17 protein-coding genes are annotated in these 22,044 nt (G+C 69.6%); 12 read left to right on the top strand and 5 right to left on the bottom strand.

The window, feature by feature from the left end; genetic code table 11:
* Nucleotides 1-2: 2 nt before the first annotated feature.
* From BJEO58_RS11525 to gatB, 7 genes are all read left to right on the top strand, one after another.
* The gene (locus tag BJEO58_RS11525; protein ID WP_101589624.1) at nt 3-2,222 is read left to right on the top strand and encodes an alpha/beta hydrolase family protein; all 2,220 of its coding nucleotides are present in this window, start codon (nt 3-5) and stop codon (nt 2,220-2,222) included.
* Nucleotides 2,223-2,258: 36 nt separating this feature from the next.
* The gene (locus tag BJEO58_RS11520; RefSeq protein ID WP_101589623.1) at nt 2,259-3,587 is read left to right on the top strand and encodes a uroporphyrinogen decarboxylase/cobalamine-independent methonine synthase family protein; all 1,329 of its coding nucleotides are present in this window, start codon (nt 2,259-2,261) and stop codon (nt 3,585-3,587) included.
* A 21-nt stretch (nt 3,588-3,608) separates the two neighbouring features.
* Nucleotides 3,609-6,062: an NAD-dependent DNA ligase LigA gene (gene ligA, locus BJEO58_RS11515; protein ID WP_101589622.1), complete on the top strand. Its 2,454-nt coding sequence runs from the start codon at nt 3,609-3,611 to the stop codon at nt 6,060-6,062.
* Nucleotides 6,063-6,138: 76 nt separating this feature from the next.
* Entirely contained in the window at nt 6,139-6,600 is a 462-nt protein-coding gene (locus BJEO58_RS11510) for a hypothetical protein (RefSeq protein WP_101589621.1), read from the top strand.
* A 365-nt stretch (nt 6,601-6,965) separates the two neighbouring features.
* Nucleotides 6,966-7,271: an Asp-tRNA(Asn)/Glu-tRNA(Gln) amidotransferase subunit GatC gene (gene gatC, locus BJEO58_RS11505; protein ID WP_101589620.1), complete on the top strand. Its 306-nt coding sequence runs from the start codon at nt 6,966-6,968 to the stop codon at nt 7,269-7,271.
* A gap of 1 nt (nt 7,272) precedes the next feature.
* Nucleotides 7,273-8,811 (top strand): Asp-tRNA(Asn)/Glu-tRNA(Gln) amidotransferase subunit GatA, encoded by a 1,539-nt coding sequence (gene gatA, locus BJEO58_RS11500; RefSeq protein ID WP_101589619.1) that lies wholly within the window; start codon nt 7,273-7,275, stop codon nt 8,809-8,811.
* Between the two features lie 18 nt (nt 8,812-8,829).
* A complete protein-coding gene (gene gatB / locus BJEO58_RS11495) occupies nt 8,830-10,311 on the top strand; it encodes an Asp-tRNA(Asn)/Glu-tRNA(Gln) amidotransferase subunit GatB (RefSeq protein WP_101589618.1) in 1,482 nt (493 codons plus the stop codon).
* A gap of 167 nt (nt 10,312-10,478) precedes the next feature.
* On the opposite strand, the gene BJEO58_RS11490 is transcribed toward gatB, so the two are convergent.
* Complete coding sequence (locus tag BJEO58_RS11490; RefSeq protein WP_101589617.1) at nt 10,479-11,381, bottom strand: DUF4352 domain-containing protein; 903 nt, start codon at nt 11,379-11,381, stop codon at nt 10,479-10,481.
* Nucleotides 11,382-11,569: 188 nt separating this feature from the next.
* Here BJEO58_RS11490 and BJEO58_RS11485 point away from each other — a divergent pair, with 188 nt between their 5' ends.
* The 4 genes from BJEO58_RS11485 (at nt 11,570) to BJEO58_RS11470 (ending at nt 15,975) form a co-directional block, all read left to right on the top strand.
* Nucleotides 11,570-12,961, top strand: a complete 1,392-nt coding sequence (locus BJEO58_RS11485) for a sensor histidine kinase (RefSeq protein WP_246075946.1) — start codon at nt 11,570-11,572, stop codon at nt 12,959-12,961.
* Nucleotides 12,962-13,054: 93 nt separating this feature from the next.
* Nucleotides 13,055-13,723 (top strand): response regulator, encoded by a 669-nt coding sequence (locus BJEO58_RS11480; protein ID WP_101589616.1) that lies wholly within the window; start codon nt 13,055-13,057, stop codon nt 13,721-13,723.
* A 98-nt stretch (nt 13,724-13,821) separates the two neighbouring features.
* Nucleotides 13,822-14,742, top strand: coding sequence for a VOC family protein (locus BJEO58_RS11475; RefSeq protein ID WP_101589615.1), 921 nt, complete (start codon nt 13,822-13,824; stop codon nt 14,740-14,742).
* Nucleotides 14,743-14,811: 69 nt separating this feature from the next.
* Nucleotides 14,812-15,975: a vacuolar protein sorting family 37 protein gene (locus BJEO58_RS11470; protein ID WP_101589614.1), complete on the top strand. Its 1,164-nt coding sequence runs from the start codon at nt 14,812-14,814 to the stop codon at nt 15,973-15,975.
* Between the two features lie 123 nt (nt 15,976-16,098).
* On the opposite strand, the gene BJEO58_RS11465 is transcribed toward BJEO58_RS11470, so the two are convergent.
* Together BJEO58_RS11465 and BJEO58_RS11460 are read right to left on the bottom strand one after the other, a co-directional pair.
* Nucleotides 16,099-16,788: a response regulator gene (locus BJEO58_RS11465; RefSeq protein ID WP_101589663.1), complete on the bottom strand. Its 690-nt coding sequence runs from the start codon at nt 16,786-16,788 to the stop codon at nt 16,099-16,101.
* On the bottom strand, nt 16,788-18,065 hold the full coding sequence (locus tag BJEO58_RS11460) for a sensor histidine kinase (RefSeq protein ID WP_101589613.1): 1,278 nt from the start codon (nt 18,063-18,065) through the stop codon (nt 16,788-16,790). Before BJEO58_RS11460 ends, BJEO58_RS11465 begins: the two co-directional genes overlap by 1 nt.
* Before the next feature lie 111 nt (nt 18,066-18,176).
* Between BJEO58_RS11460 and BJEO58_RS11455 the strand changes: the two genes are divergently transcribed.
* Nucleotides 18,177-19,196 carry a CPBP family intramembrane glutamic endopeptidase gene (locus tag BJEO58_RS11455; protein WP_101589612.1) on the top strand — a complete coding sequence of 340 codons (1,020 nt, stop codon included), beginning with the start codon at nt 18,177-18,179 and terminating at the stop codon, nt 19,194-19,196.
* On the opposite strand, the gene BJEO58_RS11450 is transcribed toward BJEO58_RS11455, so the two are convergent.
* Both BJEO58_RS11450 and BJEO58_RS11445 read right to left on the bottom strand, forming a co-directional pair.
* Nucleotides 19,086-20,507, bottom strand: a complete 1,422-nt coding sequence (locus BJEO58_RS11450; protein ID WP_101589611.1) for an aldehyde dehydrogenase family protein — start codon at nt 20,505-20,507, stop codon at nt 19,086-19,088. The genes BJEO58_RS11455 and BJEO58_RS11450 overlap by 111 nt on opposite strands.
* Nucleotides 20,508-20,630: 123 nt before the next feature.
* Nucleotides 20,631-22,001, bottom strand: coding sequence for an MFS transporter (locus BJEO58_RS11445; protein WP_101589610.1), 1,371 nt, complete (start codon nt 21,999-22,001; stop codon nt 20,631-20,633).
* Between the last annotated feature and the right edge of the window lie 43 nt (nt 22,002-22,044).

The raw sequence follows: 22,044 nt of genomic DNA, 5'->3' as shown, positions 1-22,044 counted from the left end.
ACATGAAGCGCTTCGCCCCCTACGGCACCTGGGACTCGCCGATCGACGTCTCCGCTGCGGTGGGCGACAGCCCGATCGGCCGAGGCCGGTTCGGTGCCGTCGACGGCAGACCCGGCGTGTGGTTCACACAGGTGGTGCCCGAACAGTGCGGCGCGCCGGCCCTCTTCTGGGTTCCACGGGACGACGCGTCGGCACGTGTGCAGATCACCGGCCTGGACGTGAGCGTCACCTCGCGGGTGAATGAATACGGCGGCGGGGCGTGGGCGATCATGCCGAGGACGAGCAGGCTCGTCTTCGTCGAGAACGACAGCCAGCGCATCTGCACCCTGTCGGCCGAGCAGATCGTGCAGATCGTCCGCTCCGGCGGCCGGGGGCTCGACGCGGTGCGCGCCGATGGCGCCCGTGGGCCGATCGTCGACCGCACCCGCCTCACTCCCGACACCGATGGCGCCGTCAGGTACGGCGACCTCACGGTGTCCCAGGGCGTCGTCCTCGCGGTGCAGGAGACCCACATCCCAGAGGTGCAGGGCGACCGCGTGACCCAGTCGCTCGTCGTCATCGCCCACGACGACGGCGAGCACGGTGCGCTGGACGAAGAGCCGCAGTCAGACCGGTGCCCGACGCCTCGTGTCCTCGTCGAGGCACCGGCGGACTTCCTCGCATGGCCGAGGCTCTCGCCGGACAGGACCCTGCTCGCCTGGGTGGGCTGGGACAGTCCCCACATGCCCTGGGACGAGAGCGGCATCTACGCGGTCCCCCTCGAACCGCGGTCCCTTGAACCGGTCGGCGACGCCCACCGGATCTGGCACAGCCCGGACGTGTCCGTGCTGCAGCCCGAATGGCTGTCCGGCAGGGATCTGGCCTTCAGCGAGGATTCGTCGGGGCACTGGACGGTCGTGTCGATCGATGCGCCGTCCGCCTACCGTCGAGCGTGCGGGGAGCCGGGCGTCCCACCCGCGGAGACCACGGTGCGCGCGCGACCCGTGGCCCGTGAGTTCGACGAGAAGCAGTTCGTCAGCGATCCGCCGGCAGAGGTCATGGGGGAGTCCGTGACGCTCACGGGGGAGATCGGCGGGCCGCTGTGGAAGCTGGGATCGCGGTGGTATCTTCCCGTCTCCCGCGGCACGCGGATCCTGGCAGAGAGCCGCTCTGCGGGATCGACGCTGCTGTGGGCCGATCCGCGCACCGGTGCCGAGCACGAGCTGGACTGCCCCCTGGACTGGCTGCGGATCCAGGACTTCGACGACAGCTCGGCGACGGCTCTGCTGGTCGGAGGCGCGGGCGATCGGGTCACCGGCCTGTACACATTCCATGTGGCGTCGGGCGACCTGCATCCGGTGGCACTCGAGACCGATGTCACGGACATCAGTCCCTGGTTCTCCACTCCGCGGCTGTGGTCGTTCGACACCGTCCACACGGTCGTCTATCCGCCGTTCAGCCCGCAGACCGACGGCCCGGACGCCGAGCGCCCGCCCTATGTCGTCTTCGTCCACGGCGGGCCCACGGATCAGGCGATGCCGTCGGCCCAGCCGTTCGGTGCGTTCTTCACGTCCCGCGGGATCGGCGTCGCCGTGGTCAACCACACCGGATCGACCGGCTTCGGCCGCCACCACAGATCCGCGCTCCACGGCCGCTGGGGCATCGACGACGTCGACGATGTCGTGACGGTCGCGCGTGGGCTCGTGGCAGCCGGCCTCGCCGACCCTGACCGGATCGCGGTGAGCGGCAGCTCTGCGGGTGGCTGGACTGTGCTGGGCGCGGTGACGGCCTCGGACGTGTTCGCATGCGGTGTGAGCCGCTGCGGGGTGGCGGACGCACTGGACTTCGCACGCGACACAGCGCGGTTCGAGGCGCACTGCAGCCATAGCCGCATCGCACCGCTGCCCGGGTCGGAGGAGCTCCACCGGCAGCGGTCGCCGCTCAGCCGTGCGGATCGGCTGACCGTTCCCCTGGCGCTCTTCCAGGGCGAGTGCGACACGGTCGTCCTCCCCTCCCAGACGCAGCGGGTCATCGACGCGCTCGAAGAGAACGGGACGCCCTACGTCGCGCGGTTCTACGAGGATGAGGGACACGGGTTCACGACGCAGGAGGTCCTCGCGGACACTCTCGTGACCGAGTTCGGCTTCTATGCGAAGATCATGGGCTTCACGCCTCACGGACTGCCGACGACACGTCTGCAGGGGCGCGGCCGCGGAGGCACCCGCTCGACGACGTGCCAGTGACGATGAAGACGTGCCAGTGACGATGAAGAGGACGACATGACTGAAGGCGCATCGATTCCCCGTGCGGCGACGACTGGGGTCTGGGCGGACGTGGATCCGCGGGAGGCGGCCTCCCGCGGAGCGACGCTCGCGGCGGAGGCATCCGGCCTGCTGCCGTTCCCGCTCATGAGCACTCCGGCGGCGGGCGGCACCCGCTGGGCCGCCGATGCGCTGGGAATGGCCACGCAGCTGCTGCCGGACCTGCCGGTCGATATCGGGCCGGTGGGATGGCGACTGCTGGGCGGGCGCGCGGCCACCGCGGCTCGCACCCTGGACGCCCGTCGGGAGCAGTCACGGATCGGTCGTGTCCTCGACGCCCTGGGCGAGTACGCCGAGTCCTCCGGACTTCCCGTGCTCGTGTCCGTGCCGGGGCCCTGGACGCTGGTGCGGCGCCTGGGCCTGCCTGACGAGTCCCCGGTCCTGCGCGATGCGGGTGCCCGCAGGGATGTCCTCCAGTCCTATGCGCAGGGCCTGCTCGACCTGCGCGAGCGGATCCACCGCATCGTCGGAGGAGGAGCCGTCCCCGAGGTCCCGGCTGATTCTGAGGTCCCGGCTGAGTCCGAGGCCGCGGCTGCTCTCGCTGCTGCCGCTGTGGATCCGGCCGGCTCGCCGGCCACGGCGACCGGTTCGTCAGGCGCCGACTCACCCGCGGCCTCTTCTTCGGCCTCACCTGCAGCCTCGCCCACGGCCTCGTCTGCAGCCTCACCTGTAGCCTCGTCTGTGGATCCGCTGAACCGGATCCGGATCCGGCTGGTCGAGGAGGACCTCGACGCGATCCTCACCGGCACCGTCCCGACGGTGTCCGGCTTCCGCACCCTGCCGGCCGTGCCGGACACCCAGGTGCTGGCCGCACTGCGGTCCGTGGTCGCCCGGACCGGCCCCGGCACGATCCTGTCGCTGCCGGATGCCGGCACCGTGAGGGTCAGTGGCAAGGACGTGGCACACACGCAGCTCGCCGCCGACGCCGGCATCGACCACCTCGCGATCCCGGCGCCCCGTGCCACGGACGCGGCAGCAGCACAGCTGAGCCGCTGGGAGCGGCTGGCCGAGTGGACCGAGGCGGGCAGGCGACTCTGGCTGCGAGTGCCGGCGACCGCGGCCTCGGCGCCGGAAGCCGTCAGCAGCTGGGTCGAGACGATCGCCCGCCCGTGGACCGCGGTCGGCATGGGCCGATCGGGGCTCGCCGACTTCGGTATCCTCACGGGGGAGGAGCTGCCGATCGGCGCCCGCCCGCTGCTGCCGGAGATCGCCCGTCCCGCGCGCAGCCGCACACACGTGCAGATGGCCGCAGCGCTCGCCCGGGCGTTCGAGGACCAGGCGGAGTGACCAGCGCGAGGAGACGAACCGATGACCACGGAGTCGACGAACACCGCACCCACGACGGCTGAGCCGGCGACGTCCGACTCTGCGGGTCCGCGGACAGCGGAGGATGAGGCGGCGGGGACCGAGGTGACGGAGACAGAGGGCCTCGCGAAGCGTGTCCATGAGCTCACCGCGCGCATCGAGGAGCTGCGAGAGCAGTACTACCAGCAGAACACCTCGACCGTCCCGGACGCGGACTACGACGAGATGGTGACCGAGCTCGAGGAGATCGAGCGGGCCCATCCCGAACTGGCGAAGGAGGACTCGCCCACGCAGCATGTGGGCGGAGCGGTCGATACGACGACATTCGACGCGGTGGAGCATCTGGCGCGGATGTACTCGCTGGACAATGTGTTCTCGCTCGACGAGCTGCGCACGTGGTTCTCGCGGGAGAGGAATGCGGTTCCCGACGGCACCCGCTGGCTCACGGAGCTCAAGATCGACGGCCTGGCGGTCAACCTCCTCTACCGGGATGGACACCTGGTGCGCGCCGCAACCCGGGGCGACGGGACGACGGGTGAGGACATCACCCCGAATGTCCGCACCCTGGACGACGTGCCCCAGGAGCTCGCGACGGAGCATCCGCCGCTGGAGGTCGAGATCCGCGGCGAAGTGTTCTTCCCGATCGAGCGGTTCGCGGAGCTGAACGCCGGTCTCGTCGAGTCCGGGCAGAAGCCGTTCGCGAATCCCCGCAACGCGGCGGCGGGCTCCCTGCGGCAGAAGGATTCGCGCGTGACCGCGCGCCGACCGCTGCGGATGCTGGTCCACGGCATCGCTGCGTGGACGCCTGCAGACGATTCGCACCCGGAGCCGGCCACCCAGTCGGAGGTCTACGAGACGCTGCGCGACTGGGGCCTGCCGATCAGCGAGTACTACCGGGTCTGCGACTCCGCGGCAGAGGTCGAGGAGTTCATCGAGCACTACGGGGAGAACCGCCACTCCGTCTCGCACGAGATCGACGGCGTCGTCATCAAGGTCGACGACATCGCCGCTCAGGAGCAGCTGGGGTACACGTCGCGGGCGCCCCGCTGGGCGATCGCATACAAGTATCCGCCGGAGGAGGTCACCACCCGTCTGCTCGACATCCAGGTGCAGGTGGGGCGCACCGGGCGGGTCACGCCGTTCGCAGTGATGGAACCGGTGCTCGTGGCGGGGTCGACGGTGGAGAAGGCCACCCTCCATAACTCCTATGAAGTCGAGCGCAAGGGCGTGCTGATCGGCGACCGCGTCGTCATCCGGAAGGCAGGGGACGTGATTCCCGAGGTGCTGGGGCCGGTCGTCGACCAGCGCGACGGGACGGAGCGCGCCTTCGTCATGCCCACGGAGTGCCCGGCGTGCGGAGCGACACTGTATGAGCAGAAGGCCGGAGACAAGGACAGACGCTGTCCCAATGCGCGGTCGTGCCCCGAACAGCTGGTCAACCGTGTGATCTACCTCGCGTCGCGGTCCGCACTGGACATCGAGGCACTGGGGGAGAAGGCGGCCTACGCACTCACGGCCCCGGGCGAGTACGACGGCGTGCTGAACGTCGACTGGGACACCGACTCCGGGCTCGCGCAGCGCACGGGCGACGAGATGCGTGCCCCGCTCACCTCCGAGGCGTTCCTCTTCGATCTCGCGGCGGAGGACCTCGCAAGCCTCAAGACGTGGCAGACGGTGCGGGCAGACGGGGACGAGCGCAGCGAGCTGGTGCCCTACTTCTGGACCCGCCCCGAGCTGTACAAGACGAAGGCGAAGAAGGGTGAGGTGAAGACCCCCTCGCGTCCGCGCAAGAACACGGAGACGCTGTTCGCGGAGCTGGAGCGGGCGAAGCAGTCACCCCTGTGGCGGATTCTCGTCGCACTGTCGATCCGGCACGTCGGTCCTGCGGCGGCGCGGGAGATCGCAGCGGCGTTCGGGTCGATGGAGGCCGTGCGGTCCGCACCGCTGGAGGAGCTCGCCGCGATCGAGGGCGTGGGCGAGGTGATCGCCCAGAGCCTGCACGACTGGTTCGCGGTGGACTGGCACGGGGAGATCGTCGATCGGTGGCTGGCCGCGGGCGTCGTCATGGACGACGCGACGACGGGTCCAGCGACCGGTGGTGCGGCAATGATCGGTGGGGCGGCAACGGGCGCTGCGGGGGCCTCGGCGGCCTCGGCGGAGGGGATCGAGACCGGGGTCGCAGACGAGGTCAGTGACGCCGCCCAGGCGCAGACCCTCGCAGGGCTCACGATCGTCGCGACCGGCTCGCTGGAGCTCTTCACCCGCGACGGCATCGCCGAGGCGATCCGTGCGGCCGGCGGCAGGTCGTCCGGGTCGGTGTCGAAGAAGACCGACTATCTGGTGGCCGGTGCGAATGCCGGGTCGAAGCTGACGAAGGCGGAGTCGCTGGGCGTCGCGGTGCTGGACGAAGAGCAGTTCGTGGCGCTGCTGAAAGACGGTCCTGCCGCCTCCGCATGACGCAGTCCGTCACATCCTCAGCAGTCGCACAGCAGGATTCTGCCGGGACTTCAGATTCGCGTGGGAGGCTTGCGTCATGAATATCGGGACCCGTCTTCTCCTGTCTGCGGCTCTTGCGGTCGGCTCGACCGTCGGGGCCGCCGCTCTGGGTCAGAACGCCGTCCGGGACGCCCACGCAGAGGTCGGCCCGTCCGCGCCGCCGTCGATCCCCGCATCCGCCGCTCCGCCGACCGGTGCGGACGGCGGGGGCGGTGAGCTCGGGGACGGTGCCGGACGCAGTGCCGCAGACGGTGCTGAAGCAGATGCAGAGTCCGAGGCTGAGCGTGAGGCCGACACCGACACCGATGCCAGTGCCGACGTCGATGCAGATGCAGATGCCGGTGCCGACGTCGACGCCGATGACCGGGTCGCCGGGGTCCGTGCCGAACTCGCAGCCGCAGCGGCAGCCGGGGAGATCTCCTGGGATGCGGCCGAACGCGTGAGCGACGAGCTGGGCGGCTACATCCGCGGTGAGGTCAGCATCGCCGACGTGGCCTGATCGGCTCCTTCTCCGCCTGCACACACCGGAACCCCCACCTTTCATCACACCGCATACCAAAGAAGCTGGTTGGTCTGATGAAAGGTGGGGTTTCGTGTGCTGGCGCGGGGCCGGGTCGGGAGGATGCCCGGGGTGGACAGCGAGCAGATCGCGACGCCGATGTTCGCACTGAGCAGCGCGGTCTCCGAACCCGATACGACGGGGGAGGAAGCGATGGGCAGGATTCAGGGGCTGAGCCCGCCGCACTCGCACCCCTCACCTGCATCCCGCACCCGCACCCCGCACACCGCACGGTGCCTGTCGTTGCGCCTGCGCCCGCGTCGTAGACTGGCCTGCGATACGACATCGTTTGAGAGAGGGTGGGGATGGCTGACGCAGCCGCGATCACCGCTGGACAGGTCGAGCACCTGGCGGAACTCGCCAGGATCGCCATGACCAGCGAAGAGCTTGAGAAGACAGCAGGGGACTTGAACGAGATCCTCGCCAACGTCGCCCGAGTGGCGGAGGTGGCGACGGACGACGTCCCCGCGACCAGCCACCCCATCCCGCTGACGAACGTCCTCCGCGACGACGTCGTGGGAAGCCCCCTCACCGCGGAGCAGGCGCTGTCCGGCGCCCCCGCGTCGGAGGACGGCAAGTTCCTCGTCCCCCAGATCCTCGGGGAGGACTGACATGAGCCAGGACCTCACTCGACTCACCGCCGCGCAGCTGGCGGACGGCATGCGCGCAGGGGAGTACACGTCGACCGACGTGACCCGTGCGCACCTGGATCGCATCGAGGCGACGGACGACGTCATCGGCTCGTTCATCTCCGTCACCCCGGACGTCGCGCTCGCCACTGCCGCAGACGTGGACCGCAGACGCGCAGCTGGTGAGGACCTCCATCCGTTCGCGGGCGTGCCCGTGAGCCTCAAGGACGTCGTCGTCACCGCAGGCATCCGCACGACCGCCGGCTCGAAGATGCTCGAGGACTGGGTGCCGCCCTACGACGCGACCGTCTACACGAAGATCAAGGCCGCGGGCCTGCCCGTCCTGGGCAAGACCAACATGGACGAGTTCGCGATGGGATCGACGACGGAGCACTCCGCGTTCGGCCCCACGCGGAACCCGTGGGACACGACCACGGTCCCCGGGGGGTCTTCGGGAGGTGCTGCGAGTTCGGCAGCGGCCTTCCAGGCACCGCTGGCAGTCGGCACGGACACCGGCGGCTCCGTCCGCCAGCCCGCCGCATTCACCGGCACAGTGGGTGTGAAGCCCACGTACGGCTCCGTGTCCCGCTACGGGATCGTGGCGATGGCCTCGAGCCTCGACCAGGTGGGTCCGCTGGGCCGCACCGTGGCCGATGCCGCCGCCCTCCACCAGCTGATGGCCGGTCACGATCAGCGTGACTCGACGTCGCTGTCGGACGGTGTGCCGGACTTCCTCGCCGCAGTCGAGGCCGGAGCCCGCGACGGTTCGCTCCAGGGCAAGCGCCTGGGCACGATCCGGGAACTGTCCGCCGACGATTACGACGAGGGTGTGCGCGCGGCGTTCGTGTCCGCACTCGAACTCGCCCGGAAGGCCGGTGCGGAGGTCGTCGAGGTCGACATGCCGTCCCTGCGCTACGCCCTGGACGCGTACTACCTGATCATGCCGTCGGAGGCATCGTCGAACCTCGCTCGCTACGACGGGATGCGGTTCGGTCTGCGTGCAGAGCCGGAGACCGGCCCCGTCACTGCCGAGACCGTGATGAGCACGACCCGCGCGGCCGGATTCGGCGCGGAGGTCAAGCGCCGCATCCTGCTGGGCACCTACGCGCTGTCGGCCGGCTACTACGACGCCTACTACGGCTCTGCGCAGAAGGTGCGCACCCTGGTGCAGCGCGATCTGGCGGCAGCCTTCGAGAAGGCGGACGTGCTCGTGTCGCCGACCGCTCCCACGACGGCTCTGCCGTTCGGGGTGGAGAACGACGACGACCCGATGGCGCTCTACCTGGGTGACGCGGCGACGATCCCGGCGAACCTGGCCGGCATCCCCGGCATGAGCCTGCCGGCGGGCCTGGCGAACGGCATGCCCGTGGGCTTCCAGCTGCTGGCACCGGCCCGCGAGGACGCTCGCCTCTACGAGGTGGGCTCCGCGATCGAGGCCCTGGTCACCGACGCTGCGGGAGCACCCCTCTGGGCCGGAGTGCCGACGGACTATGCGGCCGAATCCGCAACGACGAGTGCTTGAGGCCGGGAGGACACGCACATGAAGTATGAGGACGCAGTCGCGACGTACGACCCGGCTCTGGGCATCGAGGTGCACGTGGAGCTGGGCACCGCGACGAAGATGTTCGATGACGCCCCCAACACGTTCGGCGGGAGCGCGAACGAGAACACGACCCCCACATCGCTGGGTCTGCCGGGCGCTCTGCCGGTCGTGAACCGGATGGCGATCGAGTACGCCATCCGCATCGGCCTGGCGCTGGGCTGCCAGATCGCGGAATCGTGCCGGTTCGCGCGGAAGAACTACTTCTACCCGGATCTGGCGAAGAACTTCCAGACCTCGCAGGCGGATGAGCCGATCGCCTTCGACGGCAGCATCGACGTCGAGCTGGAGGACGGCACGATCGTGCCCGTCGCCATCGAGCGGGCGCACATGGAGGAGGACGCGGGCAAGAACACGCACGTGGGCGGGGCCTCCGGCCGCATCCACGGCGCCGATCACTCGCTGGTCGACTACAACCGCGCCGGTGTGCCGCTCGTGGAGATCGTCACCCATCCGATCACCGGGGTGGGGGACCGCGCTCCCGAGGTCGCAGCCGCCTACGTGCGCACGCTGCGGGACATCTTCCGGGCCCTCGGGGTCTCCGAGGCGCGGATGGAGCAGGGCAACGTCCGCGCGGACATCAACGTGTCGCTGCGGAAGGACGCGGATGCGCCGCTGGGGACGCGCACGGAGACGAAGAACGTGAACTCGTTCCGCTCGATCGACCGGGCGGTCCGGTACGAGATCGCCCGCCAGGCGGAGATCCTCGACCAGGGCGGTGCCATCGTGCAGGAGACGCGCCACTTCCACGAGTCGGACGGATCGACCTCGTCGGGACGCCCGAAGTCCGATGCGGACGACTACCGCTACTTCCCGGAGCCCGACCTGGTCCCCGTCGCTCCGTCGCGGGACTGGGTCGAGGAGATCCGGGCGGGTCTGCCGGAGCTGCCGGCCGCACGCCGCCGCCGTCTGCTGGACGATTGGGGGATCAGCGAGCTGGAGATCCGCGACATCATCAACGCGGGACTCCTGGATCCGGTCGAGGCCACCGTGGTCGCCGGCGCCACGCCGGATGCGGCGCGCAAGTGGTGGATGGGTGAGATCGCACGCGTCGCCAAGCAGCGTGAGGTGGAGGCCGACGGGCTCGCGACGCCAGCGAACGTCGCAGAGCTCCAGCAGCTCATCGACGATGGAAAGCTCAACGACAAGCTGGCACGGAAGGTGCTCGCGGGAGTCGTCGAGGGTCGTGGCACACCGTCTCAGGTGATGGAGGCCGACGGCCTGCAGATCGTTGAGGACACCGGCGCGCTCGAGGCCGCCGTGGACGAGGCGATCGCCGCGAATCCGGACGTGGTCGAGAAGATCAGGGGCGGGAAGATGCAGGCGGTCGGTGCGCTCATGGGGCCCATCATGAAGGCCACCCGGGGCCAGGCGGACGCGGGCACGGCGCGCGAGATGATCCTGGCGCGCATCAACGGCTGACCTGGCCGGCTTCGCCGCGATCCTTCGCAGGGCCCCTTCGCAGCGACCGCCGCGTGAGTGCACTGTGGCCCGGTTCCGCACGGAACCGGGCCACAGTGCACTCACGCGTCTCACCGGCACCCGGCTGGCCGAACGGTGCGGCGGTGCGGGGCGGCCGAGGCCGGCTCTCAGTCCAGCGCGACGGTGGCCGGCTGGTCGAAGATCCCGCCCTGGAACTCCAGCACGTTCGGAGTGACGTCCGCGGGAACGTCGTAGACGATCACACCGGTGGCGGTGTTGCCGGGATTGATCTCCTCCAGCAGCATGACGTCACTGTCGGTGGCGGCGTAGATCCCGGCCTCGGTGTCCGGCGAGTACGTGTTGCCCTCCGCGTCCTGGAGGCTCACGTCGCTCTCGAAGAAGAACGACGGCTCGCTGCCCGTATTGGCGACGGACATGTCCACGAGGATGAACTGTCCCTGCGCGGTCGTGCCGAGGAACTCGTCGCCCAGCTCGGAGACCCCGGATGCGACGTCGTTGACCGTCACCTCCCAATCACCGGTCGCAACCGCATCGCCGACGCCGTATTCGGATGCGGCCTCGGCGGGAGCCTCGTCCTCGCCTTCGTCCGCATCATCCTCGCCCGAGGCGTCGGCAGCCGATTCGTCGGCGGTGCCGCTGTCTGCGGAGGCACTCGCATCCTCGGCGGAGTCATCGCCGCCGCCGGCGGAGATGATGATGAACAGCGCGATGATCGCGAGCAGCCAGAACCACCAGCGCTTCCACAGCGGCTTCCTGCGCTTCGCCGGGGTCGGCTGGCCGGGGTGAGGAGGCTGTCCTCCCTGCGGATGCGCGCCCTGCTGCTGACCGTTCTGGGGATGTCCCGCAGCCTCCATGTATGTCGAGGCGCCGGGGTGCTGTGCATACCCGGGGGCACCCGGCTGCTGTGCGTAGCCGTGCGGGCTGGGCTGCTGGGTGTAGCCGTAGTGGGCCGGCTGCGGGTCGTACTGCTGCCCCGGATGCTGCCCTGCGGGGTGACCGGGGCCCGCCTGCGGATCGGGCTGAGGGGTGGGGTGCTGGGGGTTCGTCATGATTCTCCTGAGGTGTGGCGGTGGTGATTGCGACGGTCTCGCCGCGACACCTCAAGCGTCCGTCGACGACGTCCGGTGGCGCGTCGACCGACCGGATGGATCGGACCAGCCGAGTGGTTGGTCTGCGGTGCTCAGCAACCGACCGGACGGTCGAGGCGTGCGTCCGTGCCCCCGGATACCGTGAGGGTGTGAACACAGAGACCTTGGCGACGCCGAACAGTGATGTCGCCCATCGGATGCGCGGTGAACGCCGCCGGCGCGTGCTGCGCATCATCGGCGACGTCGCGGTCGGACTGGTGCTGTTCGTCGTCGGGATCTTCGTGAGCTCGCTGTCGACGGTCGGTGTCCCCGGCGCGTTCGACGCGAGCGGAGAGCTCTCCACGATCGGTGTGCTCGTCGTGCTGGTCTTCTGGATCCTCTGGGCCACCGTCTTCGTCCGGACGCGATGGCCGTGGATCCCGCTGGCCGCAGGGGCTCTGTCAGGACTCGTCGGAGGTGATGTCCTCCTCCTGCTCATCGGGATGTTCCACAGCGTGATCCGTCTTCCTCGTCGTACAGCGATCATCACGACCGCCGCAGGCGCCGTCGTGGTGGTCTGGGCAACCGTCTGGGCGTGGCTGCGTCACCCCGCCCTCAACCCGCTCGCATTCGTCTTCGTGTCGGAGCCGCAGCACCTGATGGGTGTCGACACCCCGGTGCCGCCGCCGGGCACGGCGCTGGGGGTCGATCTCCTGACGATCGGTGCAGGAGTCATCTCCCTCGCGATCGCCGTGGGCGGCGGATGTCTGGTCCGACGCACACGGAGGATGCGCACGGTGGAGGCGGTCGCGGTCCGGCAGACGCAGCGCAGCGAGTCCCTGTCGGATCAGCTGGCCCGGCAGTCGGAGCGCCAGCTCCTCGCACAGGAGCTGCACGACACCCTGTCGCATCGCCTCTCCGTCATCTCCCTGCACAGCGGTGCACTCGAAGTGGCCGGCGACGACCAGCGTTCGGTCGCGGCGGCCGCGGCGCTCCGGCATGAGGCGAAGGCGTCCCTGGACGATCTGAGGAACCTCGTGAGCGGTGTGCGCGAGGGGACGCCGGGTGCACCGCGACCCGCAGCGGGGGAATCGAGCTCACCGGTGGTCGCGGCCGTCCGCACCGTGCCGGACCTCGTCGAATCGGTCGCGGCCGCAGGCGTCGATATCCGCCCGGTGCTCCTGCTGCAGGACCTCGAGAGTGTGCCGACCGTGCTGGACCGGGCGGTCTACCGCATCGTGCAGGAGGCCCTCACGAACGCGATGAAGCACGCCCCCGGAGTGCCCGTCACCGTCGATGTGCGGGTCAGCGCTCACGGGGGAGCACGGGTGCTCGTGTCGAACCCTCTCGGAGCGCCGCACCCTGGCGAAGACGCCCGCGCGGCAGGGCGCCGCGTCGACCTCTCGGGCACCGGGGGCGGCATGGGAGTGCCGGGCATCGAGGAGCGGGCGCGGATGCTCGGCGGCCAGGCTGCGGTGGGTCCGCGCGGAGACCTCTTCGTCGTCGATATCCGGATGCCTCCGTTCGCCGGTCGGGGAGAGCCGCCGGTTCCCACAGCCTGAGAGCGATCCGCAGTCGGAGTGCGCACGGACGGATCGTGTCCACGAGGCGAATGCACGACGAGCTGTGTCCGTCCCCTGTTCTAGGGTGATGGCATGTCGTCTGAGCAGCCGATCCGTGTCCTCCTCGTCGATGACGACCCGATGGTCTGCTCGGCGCTCGGCCAGATCCTGTCCTACGCGGAGGACATCACAGTCGTCGGCCATGCGGGCACGGGAGCTGAAGCCCTCGAACAGGCGACTCGCCACTTCCCGGACGTCGTCCTCATGGACATCCAGATGCCGGTGATGGACGGGATCGAAGCAGCGGGCCGGATGCGGAACATGCCGCGGGCCCCGGAAGTCGTCACCCTCACCAGCTTCGACACGGACGACAACCTGTTCCGCTCCTTGGAAGCAGGCGCAGCCGGTTTCATCCACAAGGAGATCGCACCGCAGGATCTTGCAGAAGCGATCCGCACGGTGCACGGAGGCGAAGGCTTCGCGTCTCCGCGGGCGACGACCCGGCTCATCGCCATGCACCGAGGACGTCAGGAGAGTACCCGCCGCTACGAAGCACGCGAACTGCTGGCCGGGCTCACTGCCAAGGAGCGCGAGGTCGCAGAGCTCGTCACGCAGGGGATGGGCAACCGGGAGATCGCAGAGGCGACCTATTCGAGCGAAGCGACGGTGAAGACCCACCTCAACCGGGTCATGGCGAAGCTCGACGCGCCCAATCGTGTCGGCGTCGCCGTCACCGTGACGCTCTCCGGTCTGATGGGCTGATGGGAGTCGTAGCGACAGTATCGTGCGGGGCGGACCCGTGCTGACAGAGCTCCACCGGACCTCTTCCCACTCACCCCTGCGAAGAGGATACTGAGTGGATGGGCACCATCGTCCCGCACATCTGGCACGACCGCACCGCGGCGGAAGCCGCGGCACTCTACACGGGCGCGTTCCGGCAGGCGCGTGAGACAGCGCGGTCCCATTATCCGACTGACGGCCTCCCCGACTTCCAGACGTCATTCGCCGGTGAGGTCGTGGGCATCGACCTGGAGATACACGGACGTCCCCTCGCCCTCATCAACGCCGACGACACCTTCCGTCCGAACCCGTCCGCCGGCTTCATGCTGCACTTCAGCCCTCACGTCGCTGATGACCCGCGCGCATACCTGGACGAGGTGCACGATCGCCTGTCGGTCGGTGCCACGACACTGATGCCGCTGGACGAGTACCCCTTCTCTCCGCGCTACGCCTGGATCGAGGACCGCTACGGGGTGAGCTGGCAGCTCTTCCTCTCCGAGCCGGGCGCCCCTGCGCGCCCGTTCCTCGTCCCGGCGCTGATGTTCTGCGGATCCGCACAGAACCGCGCAGCCGAGGCCGTCGCCGCCTACACGTCCCTCTTCCCCGGTTCTGAGGTCGGCACCGTCGCCACGTACCCGGAGCAGACCGGGCCCGCCACCGCGGGCTCCTGCATGTACTCCGATGTCCGACTGGGGCCCGGAAAAGAGGACCCGCGGACGGACGAATGGCTCACCGCGATGGATTCGGGGGTGGAACAGCCCTTCACCTTCAGCGAAGGCTTCTCACTGATGGTGAAGGCTGAGGGGCAGGATGACCTCGACCGGCTGTGGGCCGTGCTGTCGACCGATCCGTCCGCGGAGCAGTGCGGGTGGTGCCGCGATGAGTTCGGTGTGAGCTGGCAGATCGTCCCGCGCGACATCGAGGACCTCATGGCACGACCGGGCGCCTACGCACGGCTGATGGAGATGAAGAAGATCGACATCGCCGCACTGCGCGGATAGAGGACCCTTCCGACCGATCATCCAGACTGTTTCATTACCATGGTGGCACCGCGTTCGAGGGAGGGGCCGATGGCACGTCACCGGTGGAAGAAGCTGTGGCGAGAGCAGTGCGCCGGGCGCATGCCCGCCTACCGCATCCTGGTGCCCGATTCCGTGACGGATACAGTCCTCCGCACGTGGGAGGCGCGCGGGTACGCCCTGCCTGCGTCGCGACAGACGAATCCCGCCCGCGCGCTCGGTACACCGGGTGAGACCCGCAACCTCATCCGTTCGAACGTCCTCTTCCGTGCTCTGACGGGCGCAGGTGCTGTGACGACCGGTGTGGTGGGGCTCGGCACCTTCGGCGTCTCGTGGCTCGCCGGTGATCCGTTCGCCGGAGGAATCGCGGCCACTGGCCTGCTCGCAGCAGGCACCGGAGCCACAGGTGCCGTGACCGGCACGAAGTATCTGCGCGATCCCAAGCGGCTGTCGCGCAAGGACCGCGAGGTCGCCCGCAGTGCTCGGTGGGTCACCCCGACCGCGCTGGGGTTCGTCCCCGGCGTGAAGAACGCGCAGGACACGGACGAGCAGCGACTGTTCCACCTCGCAGTCACGTTTGCGACGCGCATCGCGGCGACCCGTGCGTGGACCCACCCGATCCTCGCCGACCACGTGGCCCGGGTGGACCTGGACGAGATGGTCGCGAACGTGGGTGTGCGGCTCGTCGAACTGGTGAACGTCCGCACGGAGCTCGACGCGATGCGCGACGGCACGGAGGCGGTCCGGGTCAGGGCGTATCTGGGTCGGCTGGCGGAGGCGTTCGAATCGATCGCGGACCGGGTCCTCTCGATGCACGAATACCTCGAGCACCTGCGCGCACTCGACGCCCAGCTCATCGCGCTCGACCATTCGGAGCGCACGCGCGAGGTCGGGGAACGGGTGCTCGACATCGTGTCGCGCACGGCGGGCGACGAGACGATCGGCTCGCAGTTCCGCGATCTCAACCTCGAGGCGGAGTCCCACGCGGAGTCGATCGCGAAGCTCCTCGAGGATCTGGACGAGACGGCAGACGACTTCGACGACCTGGACTCGCAGATCGCGAAGGCAGCGCAGAGCGGCGGTGCGGGGACCGACGACCCGTCCGCAGCGCTCACGGCAGAGGCCGACCCGGCGACTCGGGTCGACGCCTATCTCGACGGTGAGGCGCAGAAGACGCGCGTGAACGTGCGCAGGCCGCACTCCGGCGACGCCTGAGGCAGCCTGCTGCCTGAGTCCTGCCACAGGACCACGCCCTGCAGGCCTATGTCCCTGCAGGCCCACGTACCCGCAGGCCCGCATCCCGCCAGAGACGTGGCAGTCGCACCGCCCGCCGCTTCGTCAGCCGTCGTGCTCGAGGATCCTGATCGCGAGCTGCACCCGGTTCGTCACCAGCAGCTTGTCGAACAGATGGCTCACGTGGGTCTTCACCGTCGGCAGGCTGAGGACGAGTGCGTCGCTGATCTCCGCGTTCGTCAGTCCCTGCGCGACGAGGCGGCCGACGTCCCACTCGCGCGGAGTCAGGGCCGCCGGTGGCGCAGAGCCCCCGGAACCGGCCTGAGTCGGCACTGCCGCGCGCCCGGATGCCTCTGTCGAGGCGATGCGGACCAGCCGGTCCAGGACGGACGGAGAGAACCGGGCACGGCCCCGCACGGCACCGTGGATCGCCTCGATGACCGCTTCCGGTGCCGACTCCTTGAGCAGGAAGGACACGGCTCCTGCACGCAGGGCCTCGACGAGGAACCCATCGGCGTCGAAGGCGGTGAGCACGACCACGCGTGCCCGTGCCCCCGTGCGGGTGAGCTCCGCGGTCGTCTCGATGCCGCTCATGCCGGGCATGCGGATGTCCATGAGGACGACATCGGGATCGAGGACACGGGCCTGGGACAGTGCTGTCGGGCCGTCGGCGGCCTCGCCGACGACGGTGATCCCGGCGGTGTCGTCGACCATGAGGCGAAGCCCCGCGCGCATGAGGCTCTCGTCGTCGACGATGAGCACGCGAATCGGTTCAGTCGCCTGCGTCTCAGTCATCAGGTCCACGGGATCCTCGCCTCCAGTGCGAATGTGCCTCCGTCGGCTCGTGACGGCGGGTCGGCTCCCGGCCGCAGGTCGGTGCCCCAGTGTGCGGAGCCGCCGAGCAGTCGGGCGCGCTCCGTGACCCCCGCGAGGCCGAATCCCGTGCCGGTGGGCTCGGCCGCAGCCTCCTCCACCGGCCCGGGACCGCGGGTGGCGAGCGGATTCGTCACACGGAGGACGACCTCGGCGGCCGAGGCGTCGGGCGAGTCCCGCGTGCGCGCGAGGGTGACGGTGACAGGCGCGCCCGGTGCGTGCTTCCGAGCATTGACGAGCGATTCGGCGAGGATGCGCTCGAGCGCAACGGCGAGGGGCCGTGGCGCCTCGGCGAGATCGGCGATGGAGACGCCCTCCCACCTCACGCTGATGGTGGCCCCGCGATCCTGCTCGCGGATGAGAAGGGCCTCGATCGAAGTCGCGTCGGCCAGCGGCGCGGCGTCCACCCCGGTGGCGACGGACTCTTCGCGCAGCGAGAGGAGGAGGTGGCGGAGATCGGTGTGGGCGGCGGTGGCGGAATCGCGCAGAGTCTGCCCGATGTCCCGCACCCGGGCGGCAGGCAGGTCATCACGGTAGGCCAGCGCCCCCGCGTGCATCGAGATGAGCGAGAGGTGATGGGAGAGACCGTCGTGCATGTCGCGGGCGAGTGCGACGCGCTCTTCCGCGAGGACGCGCTGGACCTCGGCCGACCGTTCGCGCTGAGCCGCCTCGGCCTGGGCCCGCAGTGAGGCGATGAGAGCGGCACGGGTGGAGCGGACACGGCCCCACAGCAGGAGCGAGACGGTGAGCACGACGACGATCGCCGCCTCCACGAGGGCGTCGGCGAGGCCACCGGCGAACCGCGGCACCACGAAGGAGTGGGCCAGCCAGGCCGCGAGCGCGACGAGGACGGCGGCCACGTCCGTGCGCAGAGTGCGCAGACGGCCGATCCGGACTGCGGCGACGACGAACGCCGGGAGCGCCCACGCGCTGGGGACGCCGACGAGCATGATCAGGAGGTTCCAGGCGCCCGCACGCCGCATCGGGCCGATCGCGGCAGCCGCGGCGATGCCGACCACGGCATCGAGGACGAGGACGGCCGAGACGACGGAGGGGACCGGCTGGGGCGATTCGTCGAGTGTGAACCCCGTGCCCACGAACCAGCACCCAGCGCCGAGCAGGAGGCACGTGAGGGATGTGAGGAGGGTGAGGCCTCGGCGGCGGGCTGCCGAGGGCGGTGCAGTGAGGTCGGTGGACACCGGCTCAGTCTAGGGACCGCCCCGGGCGGGCGGGATCGTGCTTTCGTATGAGGACGGAGGATCAGCCTTCCGCCTGATCCGGCGCCCTCCGACAGCGGGAAGCCTGGAGGCATGACCTCGAATGCGCCGTCCAGAGCCCTGCCCTACCACCGCCTCGCCCACGTCCGGCCGGAGGCCGCGCGCTGGTGGCGACCCATCGTGGTCGTGATCTGCGCCGCAGTGATCGCCGTGGCCCTGTTCGCCGCCCTGCTGATCAGCGCCGTCCTCCTCTCGCTGATCCCCGGAGTCCCGGATGCGAGCCCGGAGCTCGACGATCCGAGCAATCCGATGGACACGGCGATGGGCCTCGGCATCCTCGCAGTGATGCTGCCGGCGGTGCTGGGAGCGCACCGGCTCCTCGGCGGACGTCGAGGAGCTGCTGCAGGCACGGTCCACTCGGTCGCAGGCGGGTTCCGGTGGTCGCTGGCGCTCACAGCGGCCGCTGTGGTGATCCCCGTCTTCGCAGTGGTGAACGGCGCGTTGGTCGTGTTCTCCGGGGCACCGTTCAGCGAGCCACCGCAGCGTGGCATGGTCCTCGCCGTCCTGCTCATCGTCGTGGTGGCCGTGCCGTTGCAGTGCGCGGCCGAGGAGTACGTCTTCCGAGCGCTGCCGATGCAGGTCTGCGGTACGTGGCTGCGCTCGCCGCTGTGGGGGATCCTGCTGCCGGTGCCGTTGTTCGTCATCGGCCACGAGTACGACGTCTGGGGACAGATCGACATCGCCGTGTTCGCTGTGGCGATGGGCCTCCTCGCCTGGAAGACCGGCGGGATCGAGCTGCCGATCGTGGTGCACACGGCGAACAACCTCACGCTGTTCCTCATGTCCCCGTTCGCACCAGCCACCGTCGCGCAGGGCGCGGTGGATCCCCGCATGCTGCTCGTGTCGATCCCCGTCACGGTGCTCACGACGGTCGGGCTCTGGCTGTGGGTGTCGCACCGTGAGGGGATCGGCTTCCTCACACCTGTGCGAGGCGCGGGCACCTCATCTGCTGACGGCGATCACCTGGGTGCTGCAGTACTCGAGCAGCCCCTCGATCCCGTTCTCGCGGCCGATGCCCGATTCGCGGTGCCCGGCCAGGGGGAACTGCGGTGACAGTCGGTGGATCTCGTTGACCCAGACGACTCCGGACTCGATCCGCTCTGCGACGGCGACCGCCCGGTCGACGTCCGTGCCCCACACGGATCCGCCCAGCCCGTAGCGGCTCGCATTGACACGCTCCACGACGTCGTCGACGTCTGTGTAGGTGAGCACTGGGACGATCGGGCCGAACGGCTCCTCCTGCACGAGCCAGGCGTCCTCGGGCGGCTGGTCGACGATCACGGGACCGATGAAGAACCCCTCGTCGGGGTGCCTGGTCCCGCGGTAGGCGATCGTGTGCCCGGCGGCTTCGGACTCCGCGATGACCTCGAGCACCCGTTCGTACTGCTTCCGGTTCTGCAGCGGGCCCATCTGCGTCCCCGCTTCCGCACCGTCGCCGACGACGACGGAATCCGCGTACTGCACCAGCGCACGGAGGAACGATTCGTGGACGTCCTCGTGGACGTAGACGCGCTTCGTCGCCAAGCAGTACTGGCTCGTGTTCGCGAAGCACGCCCAGAAGAGCGCGGGCGCGAGCTCCTCCACGTCCGCATCCGGCAGGATCACGGCCGCATCGTTCCCGCCCAGCTCCAGGGTGACCCGCTTGAGGTCCGCAGCAGCAGACGCCATGACGGCCTTGCCGGTCGCGGTGGACCCCGTGAAAGCGATCTTGTCGACGCCGGGGTGCGCGGTCAGGGCGGGGCCCAGGTCGTCGTCGCCGGTGATGACGTTGAGGACGCCCGGGGGCAGGACCCCGCGGGACAGCTCTCCCAGCATCAGGCCGGTCAGCGGCGTGAAGGGAGAAGGCTTCAGGACCACCGTGTTCCCGGTGAGCAGTGCGGGGGCGATCTTCCACATCGCCAGGGTGACGGGGAAGTTCCACGGGACGATGCCCGCGACGACACCGATCGGAACGTGGCGGACACGGGCGGTGTGGGTGTCGTCGTCGACCGCGGTGCGGGTGGGGATCTCGAGGTCCGCCAGGCTGCGGGTCCAGTCGATCGCCCGCGCGACCTCACCGCGGGCGGCGGCGAGTGGCTTGCCCTGTTCCGCGGTGAGGAGGCGGGCGAGGGAATCGGCCTCGGCCTCGAGCACGGCGGCGTACGCGAGCACAGCGTCACGGCGCTCCTCCCACGGACGCTTACGCCACGTCGTGAAGGCGTCCCGCGCCGCGGTGACCGCAGCGTTCAGCTGGGAATGGTCTGCGGAGGGGGCCTCGGCGAGGGGCTGCGCCGTCGCGGGATTCACCACGGTGAGCGGATCGGCCGCTCCGGCGATCGGTTCGCCGGCGATCGTGAGCGTGAAGGTGTGGGACTCGTCGAACATGGTTCTCCAGACGTGTGGTCGGGTCAGGTGGGGATGCAGGGGCGGGCGACTGCGGGGACGCGCGACTGCGGGGACGGGCGGGCGACTGCGGGGACGCGCGACTGCGGGGACGGGCGGGCGCCGTCAGCGGGTGACCGGGGGCGACTTCTCGCCGGGGAGCGGGATCTCGTCCACCGTGAGCCCGGCAGTCTCCGGGGTGAACCGCAGCGTGATGAGCGTGACGATCGCGAGCACGATGATGTAGGCGGAGAACACCCATTCGAGCCCCATCCCGGTCAGCCACGTGTTGAGGTACGGAGCGGTGCCGCCGGTGAGTGCGGCACCCACCGATGACCACACGCCGACGCTTGTCGAACGGGCCTCCGTGGGAGCCTGCTCCGCCATGACGGTCGAGTGGATCGAGGCCTGCATCGCCCACACGACCAGTGCGATGGACTGGGCGAGGAAGAGTGTCCAGGGCTCGTCGGTGAGGATCCAGCTGACGGGGAAGACGATGACCATGACTGCCAGCGCCCAGAGCTGCATCTGCCGCTTCCTGCCGATGCGGTCGGACAGTGCGCCCCAGAGCGGCAGGACGATGATGGCGACGACCTGGGCGCCCAGGCTGGCGAGGTAGGCGCCCTGCTCCGCCATGCCCTTCGAACTGATCGCATAGGCGGAGAAGAAGCTCATCCACGTGTAGTACAGCACCATGGTGAGGGAGGTGAGCAGCACGATGCGCAGCGCGATGATGGCGAGGTGCTTGCGGCTGATCTGGCGGGCGGCGGACGTGTCCTCGTCAGCCTTCGCATCTTCGAAGAACTGGCTCTCCTCGGCCTGACGACGGACGAAGAGCGCGAAGATCGCGAGCAGTGCGCCGATGCCGAACGCGATGCGCCAGCCCCACGAGTTCATCGCGTCCTCCGCGAGCACGGAGGTCAGGAGTGCTCCCAGGGCTGTGGCGGCCATGACGCCCAGCGTGACGGTGACCATGATGCTCGAGCCCCAGAGGCCGCGCTTGTCCTTCGGCGCGATCTCCGCGAGGTAGGTGTACGCGTTCCCGGACTCACCGCCGTGGGCCATGCCCTGGATGAGTCGGGCGGCGAAGAGACCGACCGAAGCCCAGACGCCGATCGATTCGTAGGTGGGCATGACGGCGATGATCGCGCTGCCCAGGCCCATCATGACCATCGCGAGCACCAGGGCGGTCTTCCGTCCCAGCCGGTCACCGATCCGCCCGAAGACCAGACCTCCGATGGGCCGGGCGAAGAACCCGCCGGCGAACACTCCCAGCGTCATGAGGACGGCGGACGTGCTGTCCCCGGAGTCGAAGAAGTTCGCAGCGATGTACGTCGTGAAGATCGCGTACACGGTCCAGTCGAACCATTCGAGGAAGTTCCCGGACACGACCGCGACGAGCGATGTGCGGCGCTGCTTCTTCGACAGCGCGTGCTCAGGGGCGAGGGGCGGATTCTGCGAGGGGGGAGTCTGTGAGGAGGTTGTCGGCTGCGCCATCGCAGCGAGCCCTTTCGTCGGGGTCGTCCGGCCTCCGTGCGGC

Origin of the sequence: Brevibacterium jeotgali, from assembly GCF_900169175.1 — a bacterium.
GTDB classification, from domain to species: Bacteria; Actinomycetota; Actinomycetes; order Actinomycetales; family Brevibacteriaceae; genus Brevibacterium; species Brevibacterium jeotgali.
This window is presented reverse-complemented; position numbering and strand designations above follow the sequence as displayed.

What these genes read in the sequence shown, in the direction of transcription:
- BJEO58_RS11525 (WP_101589624.1), top strand. Translation starts at nt 3, where the DNA reads ATGAAGCGCTTCGCCCCCTACGGCACCTGGGACTCGCCGATCGACGTC.
- BJEO58_RS11520 (WP_101589623.1), top strand. Translation starts at nt 2,259, where the DNA reads ATGACTGAAGGCGCATCGATTCCCCGTGCGGCGACGACTGGGGTCTGG.
- ligA (WP_101589622.1), top strand. Translation starts at nt 3,609, where the DNA reads ATGACCACGGAGTCGACGAACACCGCACCCACGACGGCTGAGCCGGCG.
- BJEO58_RS11510 (WP_101589621.1), top strand. Translation starts at nt 6,139, where the DNA reads ATGAATATCGGGACCCGTCTTCTCCTGTCTGCGGCTCTTGCGGTCGGC.
- gatC (WP_101589620.1), top strand. Translation starts at nt 6,966, where the DNA reads ATGGCTGACGCAGCCGCGATCACCGCTGGACAGGTCGAGCACCTGGCG.
- gatA (WP_101589619.1), top strand. Translation starts at nt 7,273, where the DNA reads ATGAGCCAGGACCTCACTCGACTCACCGCCGCGCAGCTGGCGGACGGC.
- gatB (WP_101589618.1), top strand. Translation starts at nt 8,830, where the DNA reads ATGAAGTATGAGGACGCAGTCGCGACGTACGACCCGGCTCTGGGCATC.
- BJEO58_RS11490 (WP_101589617.1), bottom strand. Translation starts at nt 11,381, where the DNA reads ATGACGAACCCCCAGCACCCCACCCCTCAGCCCGATCCGCAGGCGGGC.
- BJEO58_RS11480 (WP_101589616.1), top strand. Translation starts at nt 13,055, where the DNA reads ATGTCGTCTGAGCAGCCGATCCGTGTCCTCCTCGTCGATGACGACCCG.
- BJEO58_RS11475 (WP_101589615.1), top strand. Translation starts at nt 13,822, where the DNA reads ATGGGCACCATCGTCCCGCACATCTGGCACGACCGCACCGCGGCGGAA.
- BJEO58_RS11470 (WP_101589614.1), top strand. Translation starts at nt 14,812, where the DNA reads ATGGCACGTCACCGGTGGAAGAAGCTGTGGCGAGAGCAGTGCGCCGGG.
- BJEO58_RS11465 (WP_101589663.1), bottom strand. Translation starts at nt 16,788, where the DNA reads ATGACTGAGACGCAGGCGACTGAACCGATTCGCGTGCTCATCGTCGAC.
- BJEO58_RS11455 (WP_101589612.1), top strand. Translation starts at nt 18,177, where the DNA reads ATGACCTCGAATGCGCCGTCCAGAGCCCTGCCCTACCACCGCCTCGCC.
- BJEO58_RS11450 (WP_101589611.1), bottom strand. Translation starts at nt 20,507, where the DNA reads ATGTTCGACGAGTCCCACACCTTCACGCTCACGATCGCCGGCGAACCG.
- BJEO58_RS11445 (WP_101589610.1), bottom strand. Translation starts at nt 22,001, where the DNA reads ATGGCGCAGCCGACAACCTCCTCACAGACTCCCCCCTCGCAGAATCCG.